Here is an 18,329-nt window from a genome sequence, read left to right on the forward strand (position 1 = left end):
TCGAACTTGGCCCCTGACGGGGGTTCGCAATGAAAAGAGTGAGGGCCCCGTCCTCCCGGGTGACGAACCGGGAGGGCGGGGCCCTCGTGGAGAGCGCGAGCGCCGGGTGACGAATCCGGTGTCGCGCAGTTTCTCCGCTGTGCCGCGACGGGCAGGTGAACTGCAGTCCAGGGCAGCGCGTTGGAGGTGCCGCAGCCCGAGCGCGTCGATCCGGTGAGAAGAGGAAGCCGGATCGTGCGGATTCGGACTGAACCCTGGGTTCCACCTGCCGTTGCGGCTGATCCACAACTGCAGTGCGTCGAGGTGACTAGCCTTCGACACATCCATGAGGTTAGCGAGACCTAAACCGGGATGTCAACAATTAGACAACATTCACGTGATGTAATTCGTGCGAGCCTGCCCTAACTTAGCCTGACCTGCCGTTTCATCCGAGACGCTTTCCGCTCACGGTGCCACCCCCACCGCCTGCCCCCGCCAATGATGGCAGGATCCCCGACCGCCAGCTCCCCTCCTGGCCCCCTCCCGCCCCTCCCCGTCCGAGCCAACTGTGATCCGGTACTCACTGTCGCCGATATTGTTTCCCACCCCACAATCCTCCCCCAGGTTGGGCTGCCATTACCCCTTTGCGCACACGATGGTTAATATGAATTTGTAACATCTAAGAGACGTGGATCACATGGACAAGGTTCTTGCCCCCTCCACGGCACTCGGCACCGATCCGGAAGGACGCAATGAAGAACTACCTCCCCCGCACCATCTTCGACGAGGAACACGACATGTTCCGGGAGACCTGCAAGGACTTCGTGAACGCCGAGGTCCGTCCGCACGTCGACAAGTGGCACGAGCAGGGTTTCAGCGACCGCGCCATGTTCAAGGCCGCCGGTAACCTCGGACTGCTGGGTATCACCTCCCCCGAGGAGTTCGGCGGCGGCGGAATGCAGGACTACCGTTTCAACGCCATCCTCTCCGAGGAGCTCGCCGAGGCCGACTGCGGTTCGGTCATCGTCTCCCTCCAGGTCATCAACGACCTGGTGATCCCCTACCTCGAGCGTTTCGCCAACGACGAGCAGAAGGAGAAGTTCCTCCGCCCGCTGTGCGCCGGTGACAAGATCGCCGCGATCGCCATGACCGAGCCCGGTGCCGGCGCGGACCTCGCAGGCATCCGCACCACCGCCCCGCGCGACGAGGACGGCAACTTCGTCCTCAACGGTTCCAAGACCTTCATCTCCAACGGCATCCAGGCCGACTTCACCATCGTCGTCGCCATCACCGACCCCTCCAAGGGTCGTGCCGGTGTCTCCCTGCTGATCGTCGAGGACGGCATGGAGGGCTACACCAAGGCCGCACCGCTGAAGAAGGTCGGCCTGAAGGCACAGGACACCGCCGAGCTGTCCTTCGAGAACGTCAAGGTCCCTGCCGAGAACCTCCTCGGCGAGGAGGGCGCCGGCTTCGGCTACCTGCGCACGAACCTGGCCCAGGAGCGCGTCTCCATCGCCGTGGGTTCCATCGCGACGTCCCGCCGCGCCTTCGACCTGGTGTACAAGCACTCCCAGGAGCGCAAGACCTTCGGCAACCGTCTGGTGGACCACCAGGCCTACCGCTGGGAGCTGGCCAAGATGGCCACCGAGATCCAGTCCGCACAGTCCTTCGTGGACGCCGCCGTGGCCGCCAAGGTCAAGGGTGAGCTCGACGAGACCACCGCGTCGATGGCCAAGTACCTGACCACCGAGCTGCAGATCAAGGTCGTCAACACCGCCGTCCAGCTGCACGGTGGCTACGGCTTCATGCTGGAGTACCCCATCGCCACGCACTACCTCGACTCCCGCGTCCAGCCGATCTACGGCGGCCCCAACGAGATCATGCTCGAGATCATCAGCCGCAAGCTGGCCAAGGGCGAGAAGTAGCACCCACCCCTCCCCCTCACCTCTCCTGCATGACTCGGCAACCCGGGAGGCTGGTCCGACCAGCCTCCCGGGTTGCCGTGTGCCGGGCTCACGCCACGGTGACCCCCACGTAGGCCATCTGCTCCACGGCCACCGCCCCTCCGGTCACGGTCACCGGCGAGCACAGCTCACTGAGCAGCTCCACCGTGAAGCCCTCCGCCACCGCGTCGAGGGCCGTGGCACGCACGCAGAAGTCCGTGGCGATGCCGCACACCGTCACCTCGGTGACGCCGCGTGAGCGCAGCCACGCCGCCAGGGTGCCGCCCTCCGCAGCACCGGCGGCGCCCGCGCCGTCCTCCCCCGCACCGTCCTCCAGGTGCCCCTCGAAGCCGGAGTAGGCCGCGGTGTACTCCCCCTTCAGGAACCACGCGTCCACGAGCGACGCGTCCAGCGCCGGGTGCAGCTGCGCGCCGTGGGTCCCGGCCACGCAGTGCACCGGCCAGGTCTCCTCGAAGTCGGGTTCGACCCCGTCGGGCGCGAAGTGCCCGGCGGGGTCGATGTGCCAGTCCTTCGTCCCCACGACGACGCCGTAGCGCTCGCCGTGGGCACGCAGGTGTTGCGTGATCGCCGCCGCGACGTCCGCCCCCTTCTCCGTGCCCAGGGAACCCCCTGGGCAGAAGTCGTTCTGGACGTCGACGACGATCAGTGCCCGGTGTGCAGCGTTCATGACGCCAACACTAGGTCCGGGTCAGTTGATCTTCCAGTCCTCCAGCCCCGGGTACAGGGGGAAGTCCGCGGCAACCTTGTCGACGCGGGCACGCAGCGCCTCGGTGTCGGCCGCCTTGCCCTTGGCCAGGGCGGTGCCGATGACATCGGCGACCTCGGTGAACGCCTCGGCGTCCAGACCGCGGGACGCCAGGGCGGACGTGCCGATACGCAGGCCCGAGGTGACCATCGGCGGGCGCGGGTCGAAGGGCACCGCATTGCGGTTGACGGTGATGCCGACCTCGTGGAGCAGGTCCTCGGCCTCCTGGCCGTTGAGCTCGGAGTTGCGCAGGTCCGCCAGGACGAGGTGGACGTCCGTGCCGCCGGTGAGCACCTGCACGCCGGCGTCGGTGGTGTCCTGGGCGGTGAGCCGCTCGGCGAGGATCTTCGCGCCCTCGAGGGTGCGTGCCTGACGGTCACGGAAGTCGTCCGTCTGCGCGACCTTCATCGACACGGCCTTCGCGGCGACGACGTGCATCAGCGGGCCGCCCTGCTGGCCCGGGAAGACCGCGGAGTTGAGCTTCTTGGCCCACTCCTGCTTCGCCAGGATCATGCCGGAACGCGGGCCGCCGAGGGTCTTGTGCACGGTGGTGGAGACCACGTCGGCGTAGGGCACGGGCGACGGGTGCAGGTCGGCGGCGACGAGGCCGGCGAAGTGGGCCATGTCCACCCACAGCTTCGCCCCGACCTCGTCGGCGATCTCACGGAAGGCGGCGAAGTCCTGGTGACGCGGGTAGGCCGACCAGCCGCCGATGATCACGGCCGGCTTCTCCTTGATGGCCTGCTCACGGACCTTGTCCATGTCCAGGCGGAAGGTCTCCGGGTCGACCTCGTAGGCGGCGACCTCGTAGAGCTTGCCGGAGAAGTTCAGCTTCATGCCGTGGGTCAGGTGACCACCGTGGGCCAGCGAGAGACCCATGATCTTGTCGCCGGGGTTGGCCAGGGCCATCAGGACCGCGGCGTTGGCCTGTGCGCCGGAGTGCGGCTGCACGTTGGCGAACTCGGCGCCGAAGACGGCCTTGGCGCGCTCGCGGGCCAGGTCCTCGATGACGTCGACGTGCTCACAACCGCCGTAGTAGCGGCGTCCGGGGTAGCCCTCGGCGTACTTGTTCGTCAGAACGGAGCCCTGCGCCTGGAGGACCGCGCGCGGAACGAAGTTCTCGCTCGCGATCATCTCCAGGGTGTCCCGCTGGCGGGAGAGTTCGCCGGCGATGGCCGCGGCCACCTCCGGGTCGAAGTCCGCCAGTTCAGCGTTGTGCTGGGACTGGTCTGGGTGGTTCGTCTGGCTCATGGGGTGGATCGCCTTTCACGTCGGCCGCACTGGATCAGATCAATCACGAAACATCATAACCTGACACACCTGCGGGCACTGCTGGCGGGTGATTGGCCCCACATGGTGCCGGGGTAGCACAATAGCCTCCATGCCAGCCCGTAACCCCGACGAGTACTCCCCCTACATCGAGCTCGACCGGTCGCAGTGGCGCTCCTTACGGAGTTCCATGCCCCAGGTCCTGAGTTCCGGGGAACTCGAGGAGCTGCGCGGCATCGGTGAGGACATCGACATGGACGAGGTCAGCGAGGTCTACCTCCCCCTGTCGCGGATGATCGACCTGCGTTTCGAGGCGATCCGGCAGCTCAACCGTGCCACGCAGACCTTCCTGGGCGAGGACATGCCCCACGTCCCGTTCATCATCGGCGTCTCGGGCTCCGTGGCGGTGGGCAAGTCGACCACCGCCCGCCTGCTGCAGGTCCTGCTGCAGCGCTGGGAGTCCCGGCCGCGGGTGGACCTGATCACCACCGACGGTTTCCTCTACCCGGCCGACGAACTCAACAAGCGGCACATGATGGGCCGCAAGGGATACCCGGAGAGCTACGACCAGAAGGCCCTGCTCAACTTCGTCACCGCGGTGAAGTCGGGGGTGCCGCGGGTGCCCGCGCCGGTGTACTCGCACGAGAAGTACGACCGCCTCGACGAGGTCCACGTCGTGGACCGTCCGGACATCCTCATCGTCGAGGGGCTCAACGTGCTGCAGACGGGGCCCACGTTGATGGTCTCCGACCTCTTCGACTTCTCGGTCTACGTGGACGCCGACCGCAGGGACATCGAACGCTGGTACGTGGAGCGCTTCCTGAAGCTGAAGAACACCGCCTTCCGCAAGCCGGACGCCCACTTCCGCTACTACGCGGCGTTGAGCGACGAAGACGCGCTGGTCGTCGCCCGCGAGATCTGGCAGACGGTGAACCTGCCGAACCTGGTGGAGAACATCCTGCCCACCCGGGTGCGCGCCTCCCTGGTCCTGCGCAAGGGCCCCGACCACCTGGTGGAGGCGGTACGGATGCGCAAGATCTAGGGGCGTCCTCCCCCGGGACGACCTGTGTGCCTACTTGCCGTAGCGGCGTTCGCGCACGGAGAAGTCGCGCAGGGCGCGCAGGAAGTCCAGGCGGCGGAACGCCGGCCAGTAGGTGTCGGTGAACCAGATCTCCGAGTACGCCGACTGCCACAGCAGGAAGCCGGACAGACGCTGTTCGCCGGACGTCCTGATCACCAGGTCCGGGTCCGGTTGCCCGGAGGTGTAGAGGTGGTCGCCGATGGCGCCGTCGGTGATGTGCGCGCTCATCTCCTCCGGTGCGATCCCCTTGCCTGCGAGCTCGTCGACGAGCTTCTGGACGCCGTCGACGATCTCCTGCCGTCCGCCGTAGCCGACGGCGATGTTGACGTGCACCCCGGTGTGGTCGGCCGTCCGCGCCTCAGCATGACGCATACGCTCACGCAGCTCGTCGGGGATGAGGTCGAGCCGTCCCATGACGTGCAGCCGGAAACGCCCCTTGGCGGCGGCGAGCTCGTCGGAGACGTCGCCGATGATCCGCATCAGCAGGCCGAGCTCCTCGGCGCTCCGGCGCAGGTTCTCGGTGCTGAGCAGGTAGACGGTCACCGACTCGATGTCCTGCTCGTCGCACCAGTCGACGACCTCGACGATCTTCTTCGCCCCCACACGGTGGCCGTGGGAGACGTCGGTGAAGCCGTTCTCGCGGGCCCACCGGCGGTTACCGTCGCACATGATGGCGACGTGCTTGGGCCGCCGACGGCCCTTCAGCTCACGCTGCAGTCGTCGCTCGTAGAGCGAGTAGAGAATCACCGCTGGTCGCCACCTGCATCTTCTCCGTCGGTGCTGCGCACGTCGTCCCCGTCGTGCGCGTCGATCCCGGCCCGTTCGGCGGCGTTGCGGCGGGTGTTCTCCACGTCCGCGGCCTCCTCCTGCGCCATCCGCCGGTCGATGGTGTCGATGTCGAACGGGTCGATGCCGTTGGCCTCGGCGAAGTCGCGCCGCTTGTGCATCTTGCGCATACGCCGGTTGAACAGGTAGCCCAGGGCCAGGATGACGACGAGCAGGCCCACGATCACCAGCAGACCGACGGGTGCCGCCTTACCGAACTCCGGCCCCTGCGGGCCGCGGTTGACCTGTTCCTGGGCAACCAGGGAGACGGTGGAGGTTAGGGACGGGGAAACCGTGATCATGTCTTCAGAGCCTATCGAAGGTAGCGGCAGTCAGCCTCATTCGGGCACGACGCCGGCGAAAAGGTCGTCCTCGGGCAGGCTGGTCTCCACCCGGGACTTGGCGAGCTCGAATTCCTCGGTGGTCCAGACCTGCTGCTGCAGGGCGGTGGGCACGGCGAAGAACGGGCCCTCGGGGTCGATCTGGGTGGCGTGGGCCCGCAGGGCGTCGTCCCGACGCTCGAACCACGGCGCGCACTCCACACGGGTGGTCACCCGCGGCATGATGTCGGGCATGTCCTTCCACCGGTCCAGCGCCACCGTGGCGTTGTCGTCGCCGGACTCGAGGCTGGCCTGGGCGAGCAGCTCGAAACGACGTTTGATGAAACCGTGCGTGTAGTACACCTTCTGCACCTCCCACGGGCGTCCGACCTCCGGGTGGTAGTCCGGGTCCGCGGCGGCGTCGTAGGCGCGCATGCTCACCGCGTGGGTCTTGATGTGGTCGGGGTGCGGGTAGCCGCCGTTCTCGTCGTAGGTGATGACCACGTGCGGGCGGAAGTCCCGAATCACCCGGGTGAGTTCCAGGGTGACCGCCTCGGTGTCCGCGAGCGCGAAGCACCCCTCCGGCAGCGGCGGCAGCGGGTCCCCCTCGGGGAGTCCGGAGTCGACGTAACCGAGCCAGCGGTGGGTGACGCCGAGGATGTCGGCGGCCCGGGCCATCTCCTGGCGGCGGACGTCGTTCATGTTGTCCACGACGCCGGGGACGTCCATCTTCGGGTTCAGGATGCTGCCGCGTTCGCCACCGGTGCAGGTGAGCACCATGACCTCGACGCCCTCGTCGGCGTAGCGTGCCATCGCCGCCGCCCCCTTGCTGGACTCGTCGTCCGGATGGGCGTGGACGGCCAGGAGCCGCAGACCCTGACCGGGCCGGCTCTCTGCGGTCGAGCATTCTGTGCTGTGGTCGGGAGCTCCTTCGCTCACGGATCGCACCCCTTCAGTCGTCGTCTTCGTGGTCTGTTTCGGTCAACTCACCCATTCAACGCTTCCGGCCGGGGCGCGTCCAATCCGTTCGACTGGCTATTCCATGGTGGCAGGGCCTACGATTTGTGGAATGAGCAAGGCGACCTACGGTTCCTCCCGTCAACAGGGTGTGAGCGGCAAGTTCATCGTCATCGGCATCGTGATCCTGTTGATCGCGGTCGGTGTCTACGTGTTCTCGCAGTTCCGCAACAGCACCAGTGCCGACGCCACCGGCGACGCCGCGGGCCACGAACTCGTCGGCGACGACACCCTGCGGATGACCGTCGACATCACGCGAGACGACACCGACAAGCCCGCCTACTGCATCGTCACCGCCCTCGACGAGTCGCGCGCGGAGATCGGACGCCGCGAGGCGGTCGTCGCCGCCGGCGGCACGTCCAGCACGCGCCTGGTCGTCGACATCCCGACGACGGGACGTCCTGTCGCCCCCGACGTGTACGGCTGCTCCACGGTCTTCCCCGACTACCTCGATTCCGAACACACCTCCGGCATCGACGAAGACTGACGGCCACCTGACGACACGGGGGAATCACCCGAATCCCCCTGGTGGTACACTGTGCCCCGACAACTGTGCCGTGGGGACCGCCCCGCGGCTTTTCCCGAACGACCTCAGACCCTGTCCGGCAAAACAGGCTGAACACTGTGGTCTACCTGCAGGAGGACGCGAACGCTCATGGCAGACAATCAGACGACCTGGCTCACCCAGGAATCCTTCGACCGGCTCAACGACGAGCTCAACGCGCTGAAGGCGAATCGTCCCGCTCTGGCCGCCGAGATCAACGAGCGCCGTGAAGAGGGTGACCTCAAGGAGAACGGCGGCTACCACGCCGCCCGCGAGCAGCAGGGCCAGGAGGAGGCCCGCATCGCCTACCTCGAGGAGCTGCTGGACAGCGCCACCATCGGTGAGGCCCCGCAGGAGTCCGGTGTGGCTCTCGTCGGTTCCGTGGTGCACATCTACTACGACGGCGACGAGGACGACAAGGAGACCTTCCTGATCGGTACCCGCGGTCTGGAGTCCTCCAACCCCGACCTGGAGACCTACTCCACCGACGCCCCGCTGGGCGCCGCGCTGATCGGCGCCAAGGAGGGTGAGTCCCGCGAGTACAAGAGCCCGACGGGCGACACGATCACCGTGACCCTGGTCAAGGCGGAGCCCTACGACCCGGACCGCGACGTCCCCCGCGCCGAGCAGTAGGACGCGACGGGCCGGCAACGGCCCCCCGGGTAAGACAAAAGAACCGCCCCACCGGAATCCTCTCCGGTGGGGCGGTTCTCATGTTGCCGTGGGCTGCTAGTCCCTGTTGAAGTAGGACAGCAGTCGCAGGATCTCGGTGTAGAGCCAGACCAGGGTGACGGCAAGGCCGAGGGCGACGCCCCAGGAGTAGCGGGACGGTGCACCGGCGCGGATCATCTTGTCCGCCTGGTCGAAGTCGGCCAGGAAGCTCATGGCGGCCAGACCGATGCAGACGAGCGAGAAGATGATGGCGAGCGGGCCGCCGTCGCGCAGCATGCTGTTCTCGCCGGTGATCATGGCGTAGACGAAGTTACCGAGCACCAGCACCAGGACACCGACCATGGCGCCGAGGAGCATCTTGGTGAACTTCGGGGTCACGCGGATCGCGCCGGTCTTGTAGACGATCAGCATGCCGGCGAACACGCCGATGGTGCCGAGCACGGCCTGGAAGATCATCGCGCCGGCGTTGGCACCGCCGCTGAACTCCACGCTGGTGAACATGAAGGAGAAGCCACCGACGAACAGGCCCTCGAAGGCCGCGTAGACCAGGGTGACGACCGGGGAGCCGTACTTCTTGCCGAACGCGGAGACCAGCACGGCCACGAGGCCACCGATGGCACCGACGAAGGTCAGCGTCATCGCCAGGCTCTCGTTGCTCATGCCGATCATGAAGTTCACCGCGGCCATGACCACGATGACCGCCAGTGTGATGCCGGTCTTGGTGACCACGTCGTCGATGGTCATCGGGCGGTCGGAGCTACCGGTCTGGGCACCGTAATTCGGGGACTGCTGGTACCCGGGCTGCTGCTGGGTCTGCTGACCCTGCTGGCCCCACTGCTCCCCCGCGGACTGGTAGCCCTGCTGGTATGCGGCGGACTGCCCCTGCCGGCCCTGGGCGGAGCCCTCCGACTGGGCCAGCGAACTCATAAAGGGGTTCGAACTTCTCACGACGTCTTTGTCCTTCCGTCACATTCTCTAGTCTGTGTCCCCCGCGGCCCCACCTGGGCCGGTCGCCGTCGCCGACGCCGACGTCCCGAGTGAACGCGGTTACTGCTGTACACCATAACAACGTACAGACCCCGCCCCGTGTTCCCGTAGGCGTGATTACACAATTCCGCGAAGTGCGTCCCGATTCTTCGATACTGTGCTTCACATGACGAAAAAGACCCTGGCAACCGGCCCCCTCCCCGACGCCCTGGCGTCCGAGCTCCGGGCCCTCACCGTAAACGCAGCGACCGGAAGCATCGACAACGGCGACCGCCTCGAGATCGAGGGCCCGTTCACCGGCGAGACCATCGGCTGGGTCGGCCGCGGCACGGAGGACGACGTCGACGAGGCGTTCCGTCGCGCCCGCGCGGCCCAGACGCGGTGGGCGGAGGTCGACCCGAAGAAGCGCGGGAAGATCCTGCTCAAGTTCCACGACACCCTGCTCAAGAACCAGAAGACGATGATGGACATCATCCAGCTGGAGACCGGCAAGTCGCGCGACTCCGCCTACGAGGAGGTGATCCACTGCGCGATCACCGCCCGCTACTACGGCAACCAGGTGCACAAGCTCCTCAAGCCGAAGCACCGTGCCGGCGTGATGCCCGTGCTCACCAAGACCACCGAACGCCACCTGCCCAAGGGCGTCATCGGCCAGATCAGCCCCTGGAACTACCCGCTGACGCTGGCCCTGTCGGACGCGCTGCCCGCCCTCGCCGCCGGAAACGGGCTCGTCGCCAAGCCGGACTCCTCCACCCCGTTCTCCGCGCTGTACGCCTTCAAACTGCTCTTCGAGTCCGGCATGCCCCGCGGGCTCGTGCAGCTGGTGACCGGCCCGGGACGCGTGGTGGGTAACTCCATCGCCGAGCAGTGCGACCACCTCATGTTCACCGGCTCCACGGAGACCGGCAAGAAGCTCGGCGAGATCGCCGGCCGTCGCCTCATCGACTACTCCGCCGAGCTCGGCGGCAAGAACCCGATGATCATCACCGGCGACGCCGACCTGGACAAGATCATGCCCACCGTGCTGACCGGCTGCTTCTCGAACTCGGGTCAGCTGTGCGTGTCCATCGAGCGCATCTACGTGCACAAGGACCGTTACGACGCCTTCGTCCCGAAGTTCGCCCAGGCCACCAAGGACCTGCGGCTCGGCGCCGGGTTCGACTGGAACATCCAGATGGGTTCGCTGAGCGGCGCCAGCCAGATGTCCACGGTCGAGAAGATGGTGGACGACGCGGTCGACAAGGGTGCCACCCTCGTCGCCGGCGGCAAGGCGCGTCCCGACCTGGGCCCCTACTTCTACGAGCCGACCGTGTTCACCGACGTCACCGAGGAGGCGGAGATCAAGCGCGGCGAGGTCTTCGGTCCGGTCGTGTACGTCGAGAAGGTCGACTCCCACGACGAGGCCGTGGAGAAGGCCAACGACACCAACTACGGCCTGAACTCCGCGGTCTTCGGCCCCTCGAAGACCGCCACCGGCATCGCCGAGCGACTGTTCTCCGGCACGGTGAACATCAACGACGGCTACGCCGCCGCCTTCGCCTCCGTGGACAACGAGATGGGTGGCACCGGCGAGTCCGGGCAGGGACGTCGCCAGGGCTCCCACGGTCTGCTGAAGTACACCGAGACCCAGAACGTCACCGACGAGCGCGTCCTGCCGATCCGCGGCCCGGAGTTCCTCAAGCCGCGCGCCTACGCCGCGGTGATGACCGTCCTGCTGCTCGCCGGCAAGACCTTCAAGATCCTGAAGTAGCGTTCAGCAGCAACACTCAGCCGCGGACCGGGCGGACGGACACCTCCTCGATGATCGCCTCGTCGGTGGTGTCCACCGCCAGCCGGACGGCCGCCGCCACCGACGCGGGGGCGACGTAGCGCGTCCCGTCGTAGTCGGTGTTGCCCCGCCCCTGTTGCAGGGAGACCTGCATGTCGGTGTCGACTCGGCCCGGGTGCACGGAGCTGACCCGCACCCGGCCCCGCTCCTCCTCCCGTAGGGCGTCCGTGACGGCCCGCAGCGCGAACTTCGTCCCGGAGTAGGGACCCTGGGCCGCCCCGGAGCGGAAACCGGAGCCCGAGTTGATCGCGACCACCGTGCCGCCGGCCGCCCGCAGGGCGGGGAGCAGCAGTCGGGTGAGTTCGGCCACGCCGAAGACGTTGACCGCGAACATCTCCTGCCACCGCTCCCAGCCCGTCTCCCCCACCGTGGACTCGCCGGCCAGCCCCGCGGAGTGGACGAGCACGTCCAACCGCCCCAGCCCGTCCTGCTCACCGTCCTGCAGACGCTCCACCGCCTGCGCGATCGACGCCGGGTCGCTGAGGTCGACGTCCGCGCTGGACCAGGAGATCACCCGGTGCGTGCGCGAAAGGTCCTCGACGATGGCCGCCCCGATCCCGCGCGAGCCGCCGGTGACGAGTGCCAGTGGTCTGTCGTGTTCAGTTCCTGTCGTGGTGTCCATGTCCTACGAGAGTAACGGGCGTTACGTATGCTCGTGGATACCCCTGGGCACACCGTCCCACGGGGCTCGAAGTTTCAAGTTCACGCACCGTGAAAGGACACCGTCATGTTCGGTACCGCAATCACCACCCTGATCCTCGGCGCGCTGTCCGGCGCAGGCGCCTGGTTCGCCTGGGACCAGGACCGCAAGAGCCTGTCGGTGGCGCTGACCATCCTCACGCTCATCCTCGCGGTGATCGCCATCTCCACCGCGTTCGCCGGTGCCGTGGCGGTCATCGTCAAGCTGCTCCCGATCGTGCTGATCGTGCTCGTCGGCTGGCTCGGCATCAAGCAGCTGCAGAACAAGAAGTCCAAGCCCAGCGCCTGAGAATCACGCGGTCACCGGGGCTGAGGTGTCCGCCGTGCCCTCAGGAACTCCCGCGTCCGGTTGGCCACGAAGGCACCGAGTGCCGTCCCGGTGCCGATCGCCACGCACACCGTCACCGCGGACACGAAGTGCTCCGCCCCGGACTCCCCTCCCATAACCTCGAGGATCCCGGAGACCACGGCGATCCCGGGCAGGACCGCGCCCGTGACACCCATCAGCGCGAAGACGTGGTCCGGGTAGCCGGTACGCACCGCCATCATCACCGACACCGCGCCCAGTACCGTGGCCGCACCGGCCGCCGCCCACACCGTGGACGCCCCGGCCACGACCAGGAGGAACTGGTTGACCACGCCGGTGGCCACACCGATGGTCACCGCCGGCAGCGCCAACCGCAGCCACCCGCCGTTGGCGAAGGCGTTGGCCAGGGCCCCGAGCCCGGAGAACACCAACGCCAGGTACCACGGCAACCCCGGCACGTCGCTGATCAGCGGGTGGTCCATGTCCAGCACCTCCCCGAGAGTGAAGACGTAGACGCCGCTGATCGCCAGCCCGAACGCGGTGACCACCACACTTCCCGCGCGGGTCACCGCCGAGAGGTAGTCACCGTCGATGACATCGGTCATCGCCCCGATGACCTGGGGTAACGGGATGATCAACAGCCAGTTCACCGCGATCGCCGCGGCCGCCGCCACCGGGTCGAGCACGTCGACCAGAACCAGCACGGTCGCCAGTGTGCCGGCGATCGCGCTCTTGATCACCGTGGAGAACAGCTCCGGCATCCGGAACTTCCCCAACGCCTGCCCGCAGAAGGCCGTGACCAGCTGCACCCCGGCCGCTGCCAGCCACGCCTGCCACCCCACCCCGAGCTGCATCGAGATCACGAAGGCGAGCATCGTGGTGCCGCCGGCCACCGCCCACCACGGGGTGCTGATCGCCCGTAGCCGGGTGACCTGCTCGTGCAGCGAGTTGATGCTGCGTTCGGTGGGCCCGGAGGTGTCCTCCCCCTCCCCGGTGATCTCCTCGGCGAGCCGGTGCAGCTGCCAGGAGCGGGTGCAGTCGATGAGGTCCAGTGCCTTGGCCGAGGTGGTGACCGTCACCGTGCCGCTGTCGGGCAGGGACGCCTCGACGATGACGAGGCGCCCGACGGTGGTGAAGTGGAACCCCATCAGGCCCCGGGTGTCCGCGCACTGCTTCAGGGTCTCCCCGACCCGCCAGCCGGGCTGCCCGGACTCCAGGAAGCCGCAGCCCAAGTCGGCGAGCAGGCCCAGTTCGTCACGGATACCTTTTGCGCCAGCACGGTCCGCCGGAGATGTGTCCATGACCACGCATTATATGACATCCACGGCATAATCTGCTCTCAGCTACGCGCCTGCTTCCTCCGGAAGTACACCCGGCTGCGCACGCTGGCGACCACGTCGCCCTTCTCGTCGGTGATGTCGGTGTCGAACCAGTGGAGGTACTTCGACCCGTCGGCGGTCTTCTCCCGGATCAGTTCGAAGGTCTCGTCGTCGGTCCGCATGTCGGCGACGATCCGGCCGCGGCCGGGCTTGCGGTAGACCACGTGGGACTCCGCGTCCCACACGTTGTAGGCCCCACCCAGGCGGGTCAGCCCCATGAACAGGTAGAAGCCGTCCGTCATGGTCTGGATCGTGCCGCCGAACGCGGTGCCGACCAGGTTGGCGTTGACGCGGCGTGGACGGTGCGAGGTGATCACCCGGGAGCCGTCGTTGGCGATGTAGTTGATGCGGATACCCGAACCGAAGTAGGGCGGGAAGACCCCCAGGAGAGTCTTCAGTTGGCGCGGACTCGGCTTCAGCATGGGCCCTCCGTGGAGTGGTCGGTACAGTGCGGGATCCCGACGATGATAGAACGCCACACCTCCCCCGCGCGGGAGTTCCGCATACTTCGGGAAAACTACCGGACGTCCGCCGTCGCGTTCCGCCACAGGCCGACCCCGCCGAGGACCACGAACCAGCCGATGATGACCAGGTAGCAGACCGCCGGGGCGATCCCGAGGCTCAGCGGGTCGACCCCGCTGATCAGCTGGTCCTGGCGCTGGACCGGGGCGATCGCGGCGAGCGGGCGGAAGGCGTCGAACTGTTGGGCGGCGTAGCCCACCATGCTGTCGATCAGCAGGATCCAGGCGACGGGCACGGCGACCGCGCCGACCTGGCTGCGGATCACGCAGGCCAGGCCCACGCTCGCCGCCGCGAACAGCACCGAGCTGATCAGCGGCACATAGGCCGCACTCGCGCCGGCACCGAGCTGAAGCCCGGAGCCCAGCACCGCGGCGACGCCGAGGGACAGGGCGATGCCCACCACGTAGAGAACCGCGACGAAGACGGCGGCGACCAGCATCTTCGCCACCACCCACTGCCAGCGTCCGGCCTGGGTCAGGAACGCCTGGGCGTGCATGTGGTTGCGGATGTCGCCGGCGGTGGAGGATGCGGCGAAGATCACCGCGATGAGCAGGAAGATCTGGTAGCCGAAGGTGATCGTCGCCCAGTCGAAACCGGGGCGGTCGCCGAAGACGCCCATCAGGACGACGGGTCCGAACAGGGAACCCGCCAGCAGGACGGCGTACACCAGCGTGGCACGGACGCTGAACAGTTTGGTGGTCTCGGAGCGCAGGGACGTGAGCAGTGTATTCATGGGTGGTTCTACTTTCCGGTGGTCAGGACGGTGGTTTCGGTGCTCTCGGTACCGTCGGCGCTGTCGGTCCGGTACTCCTGGGCGTCGGCGGTGGCGGCCAGGAAGCGCGACTCCAGGTCCTCGCTCTGCGCGTGCAGCCCGGTGACCAGGACGCCTGCGGTGAGGGCGGTCTCGGCGACGGCGCGTCGCACCACCACGTCGCCGACCCCGTCGGGGACGTCCACGGTGATCTGGGAGCCGGACGCCCGGTCGGCGTCCTTCCCCACTGCGTAGCCGGCGGTGAAACCGGCGGTACCCAGCGCGGAGCACAGCGTCCTCCCGGCGCGGGCGTCGGTCGTCTCGACGAGCACGTGGGCGCCGCAGGCGAGGAACTCGTCCATCGAGTACTCGCCGATCATGCGTCCCTTGCCGATCACGACCAGCCGGTCGGCGGTCTGCTGCATCTCGGAGAGCAGGTGGGAGGACACCAGCACGGCCCGCCCCTCCCCCGCCAGGGCGCGGATGGTGTGCCGCATCCAGCTGACGCCCTCGGGGTCGAGCCCGTTGACCGGCTCGTCGAGGACCAGGTGCGCCGGGTCGCCCAGCAGCGCACCGGCGAGGCCGAGACGCTGCTTCATGCCCAGCGAGTAGCCGCCGACCTTCTTGTCCCCGGCGGAGGCCAGCCCCACCAGCTGCAGACACTTGTCCACGCGGGAGTCGGGGATGCCCGCGCTGCGCGCCAGTACCTTCAGGTGTGAGCGTCCGCTGCGTCCCGGGGTGAACCAGGTGGCCTCCAGCAGGGCGCCTGCGGTGGCGGGCTTGTCGGCGACGTTCCGGAACTCCTGCCCGTCGAACTCGGTGTGCCCGGCGGTGGGGCGGTCGAGTCCGAGCATGCAGCGCATCGTGGTGGACTTGCCGGCGCCGTTGGGGCCCAGGAAGCCGGTGACGGCGGCGTCCGGCACGGTGAACGAGAGTTCCTCGACGGCCGGTGTACCGGAACGGCCGTACCTCTTCGACATCTTCTCTACTGTGATCATGGTTCCCAAGTCTTCTCCCCGGCCCCCTGCCGGCACATCGACCTGCGGGGGGATCTCCGGGGACGGTTTGGGGTCCCACACCTCATACCCAGGTATGAGCACGGGGCGTACTGTCGGCACGACATTTTCCCCGACGGAAAGGGCTCCCTGCGTGCCCACCACCCGACGCCGCCAGCGACGCCGCCAGTCGATGTTCGTCGCCGCCTTCGGCACGATCGTCGAGTGGTACGACTTCTCGATCTTCTTCTACGTCTCGGCGAGTCTGGCGAATACCTTCTTCAACGGCGACGACGGTTCACTGCTGCTCACCCTCGCGCTCGGCGCGGCCGGCTTCGTGTTCCGTCCCCTCGGCGCGATGGTCTTCGGGCACCTGGGTGACCGCATCGGACGCAAGTCGTCGTTGATCGTCTCGGCGTCGCTGATGGCGGTGGCGTTGGCGGGCATCGCGGTGATGCCCGGGTTCGACACCATCGGGATCTGGGGCGGTGTCGGGGTGCTGGTGCTGCGGTGCGTGGCCGGGTTCGCCGTGGGCGCGGAGTACACCGGCATCATGGTCTACCTGGTGGAGTCGGCCAGAGACGGCCGCCGCGGGTTGGCGGCGAGCTGGGCGGCGGCGAACTCGGAGGTCGGCTCGCTGCTGGCGGTCGGCGGCGGCTACCTGATGGCGCGGTTCCTGAGCGCCGAGGACCTGGACGCCTGGGGGTGGCGCGTGCTGTTCCTCGTGGGCGCACTGCTCGCCGCGGTGATGGTGCCGATGCGCCGGCTGATGGATGAGACGGAGACCTTCACCGAGGTCAAGGACACCGCGGAGAACACCGCCCGCTCCCCGCTGGTGACGGTGCTGAGGACCCATCCGCGTGCCGTGCTGGTGGCGTTCCTGGTGTCGTCGGTGGGCTCGGCGGCGTACTTCCTCAACATCACCAACGTGCCGACGTACCTGGAGACCACCGCCTCGATCGACAGTTCCACGTCCCTGTGGCTGGGGACGGTCGCCGCGGTGGTGGCGATCCTGGTGACACCGCTGGCCGGTGTGGCGTCCGACCGTTTCGGACGACGCCCCGTGTTCATCTTCGTCGGCGTGGTCATCCTGGCCACGACGATCCCGGCGTACATGATGCTCGGCGGTGGGACGGGGTCGACGGCGCTGCTGGGCGGTGCGCTGCTCGCCGTGCCGGCGGCGGGCTGGAGCGCGGTCGCCGCCTCCGCCGTCCCCGAGCAGTTCACCGCGGTGGGACGTTTCTCGGGCATGGCGATCGGCTACAACACGGCCACGGTTCTGTTCGGCGGGTTGTCGCCCTTCGTGGCGACGTGGCTGATGACGGTCACCGGTTCGCCTTACGCCCCGGCGTGGTACGCCGTGGCGATCATCGTGTTCGCCGGGATCCCGATGCTGCTGCTCTTCCGGGACCGGGCGCACGTGCCCCTCGACGAGATCAACTCAGGTGCCGCGGACGGGTGACGTCCCCGAGTTCGGCGCCGGTTGCACCAGTAGCTGCCCCGGTAGCTGCCCACGACGCGAGCAGCTTCATGGCGTCCTCGGACGGTGAGCCGGGTTCGGGGGCGTAGATCGTCCAGGTCAGTCCGCGCTCGCCCTCCATGCGCAGTCCCTCGTAGGCCAGGGTCATCTCCCCGACTTCCGGGTGGTGGAAATGCTTGAAGCCGCTGCCGTGGTGACGCACGTCGTGGGCTCCCCACCGGGTGCGGAACTCGTCGCTGCGGGTAGACAGTTCCCCGACGAGGTCGTGCAGCGCCTTGTTGTGGGGGTCGCGGGCGGCCTCGGTGCGCAGGATCGCCACGGTGATGTCGGCCATGCCCTCCCAGTCCGGGTAGAAGTCGCGGGCCCGGTCGTCGAGGAAGGCCTGGCGGGCGATGTTCGGCGGGCCGGCGGGACGCCCCGGCATGTCGTAGAGCTGCGTGTAGAAGGCCTCGGCCAGGGTGTTCGTGGCCAGCAGGTCCATCCGGCCGTTGCGTACGAAGGCGGGGCCGGCGGTGACGGCGTCCAGCGCCCACTGCAGGCCGGGCCCCGGGGTCCAGGTGCGCCCGTCGCGCCTCTTCGGGGGACGCGCCGTCGGTGAGGCGGCGTGGGCGAGGTCGAAGAGGTGGGCGCGTTCGGCGTCGTCGAGGCGCAGTGCGCGCGCCAGGCTCTCGAGGACCTCGGGGGACGCACCGGCGACCGCGCCGCGTTCCAGTTTCGTGTAGTACTCCACGCTGACGCCGGCCAGCGTGGCGACCTCGCTGCGTCGCAGCCCCGGTACGCGCCGGTTCGTCCCCGCCGGAAGCCCCACCTCGCCAGGGGTGACCTTGGCTCGCCGGGTGGTGAGGAACTCCTTGACCTCCGCCTTATTGTCCATGCCGTTGCCCATACCCCGAGCATAGGGCCCTCCTCCCCGCTGAGGGAGGTACTGCCGGTACCCCGCCCGACAGGCTCTCCCACAGCCCCGC

The 18,329-nt window shown here is 67.9% G+C and carries 19 protein-coding genes; 7 read left to right on the plus strand and 12 right to left on the minus strand.

Annotated elements, in window-relative coordinates:
• Positions 1-731: 731 nt before the first annotated feature.
• Positions 732-1,904, plus strand: coding sequence for an acyl-CoA dehydrogenase family protein (locus tag ACT3TD_RS12330; protein ID WP_301442773.1), 1,173 nt, complete (start codon positions 732-734; stop codon positions 1,902-1,904).
• A gap of 88 nt (positions 1,905-1,992) precedes the next feature.
• On the opposite strand, the gene ACT3TD_RS12335 is transcribed toward ACT3TD_RS12330, so the two are convergent.
• Both ACT3TD_RS12335 and glyA read right to left on the minus strand, forming a co-directional pair.
• Complete coding sequence (locus tag ACT3TD_RS12335; RefSeq protein ID WP_444615157.1) at positions 1,993-2,610, minus strand: isochorismatase family protein; 618 nt, start codon at positions 2,608-2,610, stop codon at positions 1,993-1,995.
• Positions 2,611-2,631: 21 nt separating this feature from the next.
• Entirely contained in the window at positions 2,632-3,939 is a 1,308-nt protein-coding gene (gene glyA, locus ACT3TD_RS12340; protein ID WP_301442771.1) for a serine hydroxymethyltransferase, read from the minus strand.
• Between the two features lie 130 nt (positions 3,940-4,069).
• On the opposite strand from glyA, the gene coaA reads away from it, so the two are divergent.
• Positions 4,070-4,999, plus strand: a complete 930-nt coding sequence (gene coaA / locus ACT3TD_RS12345; protein ID WP_301442770.1) for a type I pantothenate kinase — start codon at positions 4,070-4,072, stop codon at positions 4,997-4,999.
• Positions 5,000-5,029: 30 nt separating this feature from the next.
• Here coaA and ACT3TD_RS12350 read toward each other — a convergent pair whose 3' ends face one another.
• Genes ACT3TD_RS12350 through mca form a run of 3 tightly spaced genes read right to left on the minus strand, consistent with a single transcriptional unit; the run spans position 5,030 to position 7,131 of the window.
• On the minus strand, positions 5,030-5,785 hold the full coding sequence (locus tag ACT3TD_RS12350; RefSeq protein ID WP_301442769.1) for an isoprenyl transferase: 756 nt from the start codon (positions 5,783-5,785) through the stop codon (positions 5,030-5,032).
• Positions 5,782-6,165, minus strand: a complete 384-nt coding sequence (locus tag ACT3TD_RS12355; protein WP_301442768.1) for a hypothetical protein — start codon at positions 6,163-6,165, stop codon at positions 5,782-5,784. The genes ACT3TD_RS12350 and ACT3TD_RS12355 overlap by 4 nt, the downstream gene beginning before the upstream one ends.
• A 36-nt stretch (positions 6,166-6,201) precedes the next feature.
• On the minus strand, positions 6,202-7,131 hold the full coding sequence (gene mca / locus ACT3TD_RS12360; protein WP_444615156.1) for a mycothiol conjugate amidase Mca: 930 nt from the start codon (positions 7,129-7,131) through the stop codon (positions 6,202-6,204).
• A 121-nt stretch (positions 7,132-7,252) separates the two neighbouring features.
• Between mca and ACT3TD_RS12365 the strand changes: the two genes are divergently transcribed.
• Both ACT3TD_RS12365 and greA read left to right on the plus strand, forming a co-directional pair.
• Positions 7,253-7,687 carry a DUF4307 domain-containing protein gene (locus tag ACT3TD_RS12365; protein ID WP_441579439.1) on the plus strand — a complete coding sequence of 145 codons (435 nt, stop codon included), beginning with the start codon at positions 7,253-7,255 and terminating at the stop codon, positions 7,685-7,687.
• A 168-nt stretch (positions 7,688-7,855) separates the two neighbouring features.
• Positions 7,856-8,377: a transcription elongation factor GreA gene (gene greA / locus ACT3TD_RS12370; protein ID WP_301442766.1), complete on the plus strand. Its 522-nt coding sequence runs from the start codon at positions 7,856-7,858 to the stop codon at positions 8,375-8,377.
• Between the two features lie 96 nt (positions 8,378-8,473).
• On the opposite strand, the gene ACT3TD_RS12375 is transcribed toward greA, so the two are convergent.
• Positions 8,474-9,364, minus strand: coding sequence for a Bax inhibitor-1/YccA family protein (locus ACT3TD_RS12375; protein ID WP_301442765.1), 891 nt, complete (start codon positions 9,362-9,364; stop codon positions 8,474-8,476).
• A gap of 205 nt (positions 9,365-9,569) precedes the next feature.
• Between ACT3TD_RS12375 and ACT3TD_RS12380 the strand changes: the two genes are divergently transcribed.
• Positions 9,570-11,153 (plus strand): succinic semialdehyde dehydrogenase, encoded by a 1,584-nt coding sequence (locus ACT3TD_RS12380; protein WP_444615155.1) that lies wholly within the window; start codon positions 9,570-9,572, stop codon positions 11,151-11,153.
• A 16-nt stretch (positions 11,154-11,169) separates the two neighbouring features.
• Here the strand turns inward: ACT3TD_RS12380 and ACT3TD_RS12385 are convergent, their stop codons facing one another.
• On the minus strand, positions 11,170-11,853 hold the full coding sequence (locus ACT3TD_RS12385) for an SDR family oxidoreductase (protein ID WP_441579441.1): 684 nt from the start codon (positions 11,851-11,853) through the stop codon (positions 11,170-11,172).
• Between the two features lie 105 nt (positions 11,854-11,958).
• On the opposite strand from ACT3TD_RS12385, the gene ACT3TD_RS12390 reads away from it, so the two are divergent.
• Positions 11,959-12,219: a hypothetical protein gene (locus ACT3TD_RS12390; protein WP_301442762.1), complete on the plus strand. Its 261-nt coding sequence runs from the start codon at positions 11,959-11,961 to the stop codon at positions 12,217-12,219.
• An 11-nt stretch (positions 12,220-12,230) separates the two neighbouring features.
• On the opposite strand, the gene ACT3TD_RS12395 is transcribed toward ACT3TD_RS12390, so the two are convergent.
• The 4 genes from ACT3TD_RS12395 to ACT3TD_RS12410 form a co-directional block, all read right to left on the minus strand.
• Positions 12,231-13,538: a threonine/serine exporter family protein gene (locus ACT3TD_RS12395; RefSeq protein ID WP_441582999.1), complete on the minus strand. Its 1,308-nt coding sequence runs from the start codon at positions 13,536-13,538 to the stop codon at positions 12,231-12,233.
• 38 nt (positions 13,539-13,576) lie between these two features.
• Complete coding sequence (locus tag ACT3TD_RS12400; protein WP_444615154.1) at positions 13,577-14,038, minus strand: DUF4442 domain-containing protein; 462 nt, start codon at positions 14,036-14,038, stop codon at positions 13,577-13,579.
• Positions 14,039-14,133: 95 nt separating this feature from the next.
• A complete protein-coding gene (locus tag ACT3TD_RS12405) occupies positions 14,134-14,871 on the minus strand; it encodes an ABC transporter permease (RefSeq protein WP_441579444.1) in 738 nt (245 codons plus the stop codon).
• A gap of 8 nt (positions 14,872-14,879) precedes the next feature.
• Positions 14,880-15,887, minus strand: a complete 1,008-nt coding sequence (locus ACT3TD_RS12410; protein WP_444615153.1) for an ABC transporter ATP-binding protein — start codon at positions 15,885-15,887, stop codon at positions 14,880-14,882.
• 151 nt (positions 15,888-16,038) lie between these two features.
• On the opposite strand from ACT3TD_RS12410, the gene ACT3TD_RS12415 reads away from it, so the two are divergent.
• Positions 16,039-17,346, plus strand: coding sequence for an MFS transporter (locus tag ACT3TD_RS12415; RefSeq protein WP_444615152.1), 1,308 nt, complete (start codon positions 16,039-16,041; stop codon positions 17,344-17,346).
• Here the strand turns inward: ACT3TD_RS12415 and ACT3TD_RS12420 are convergent.
• Positions 17,321-18,238 (minus strand): helix-turn-helix transcriptional regulator, encoded by a 918-nt coding sequence (locus ACT3TD_RS12420; protein ID WP_444615151.1) that lies wholly within the window; start codon positions 18,236-18,238, stop codon positions 17,321-17,323. The two genes, ACT3TD_RS12415 and ACT3TD_RS12420, sit on opposite strands and share 26 nt — an antisense overlap.
• Positions 18,239-18,329 lie beyond the last annotated feature (91 nt).

The organism is Corynebacterium sp. AOP36-E1-14 (assembly GCF_052377495.1).
GTDB lineage: Bacteria > Actinomycetota > Actinomycetes > Mycobacteriales > Mycobacteriaceae > Corynebacterium.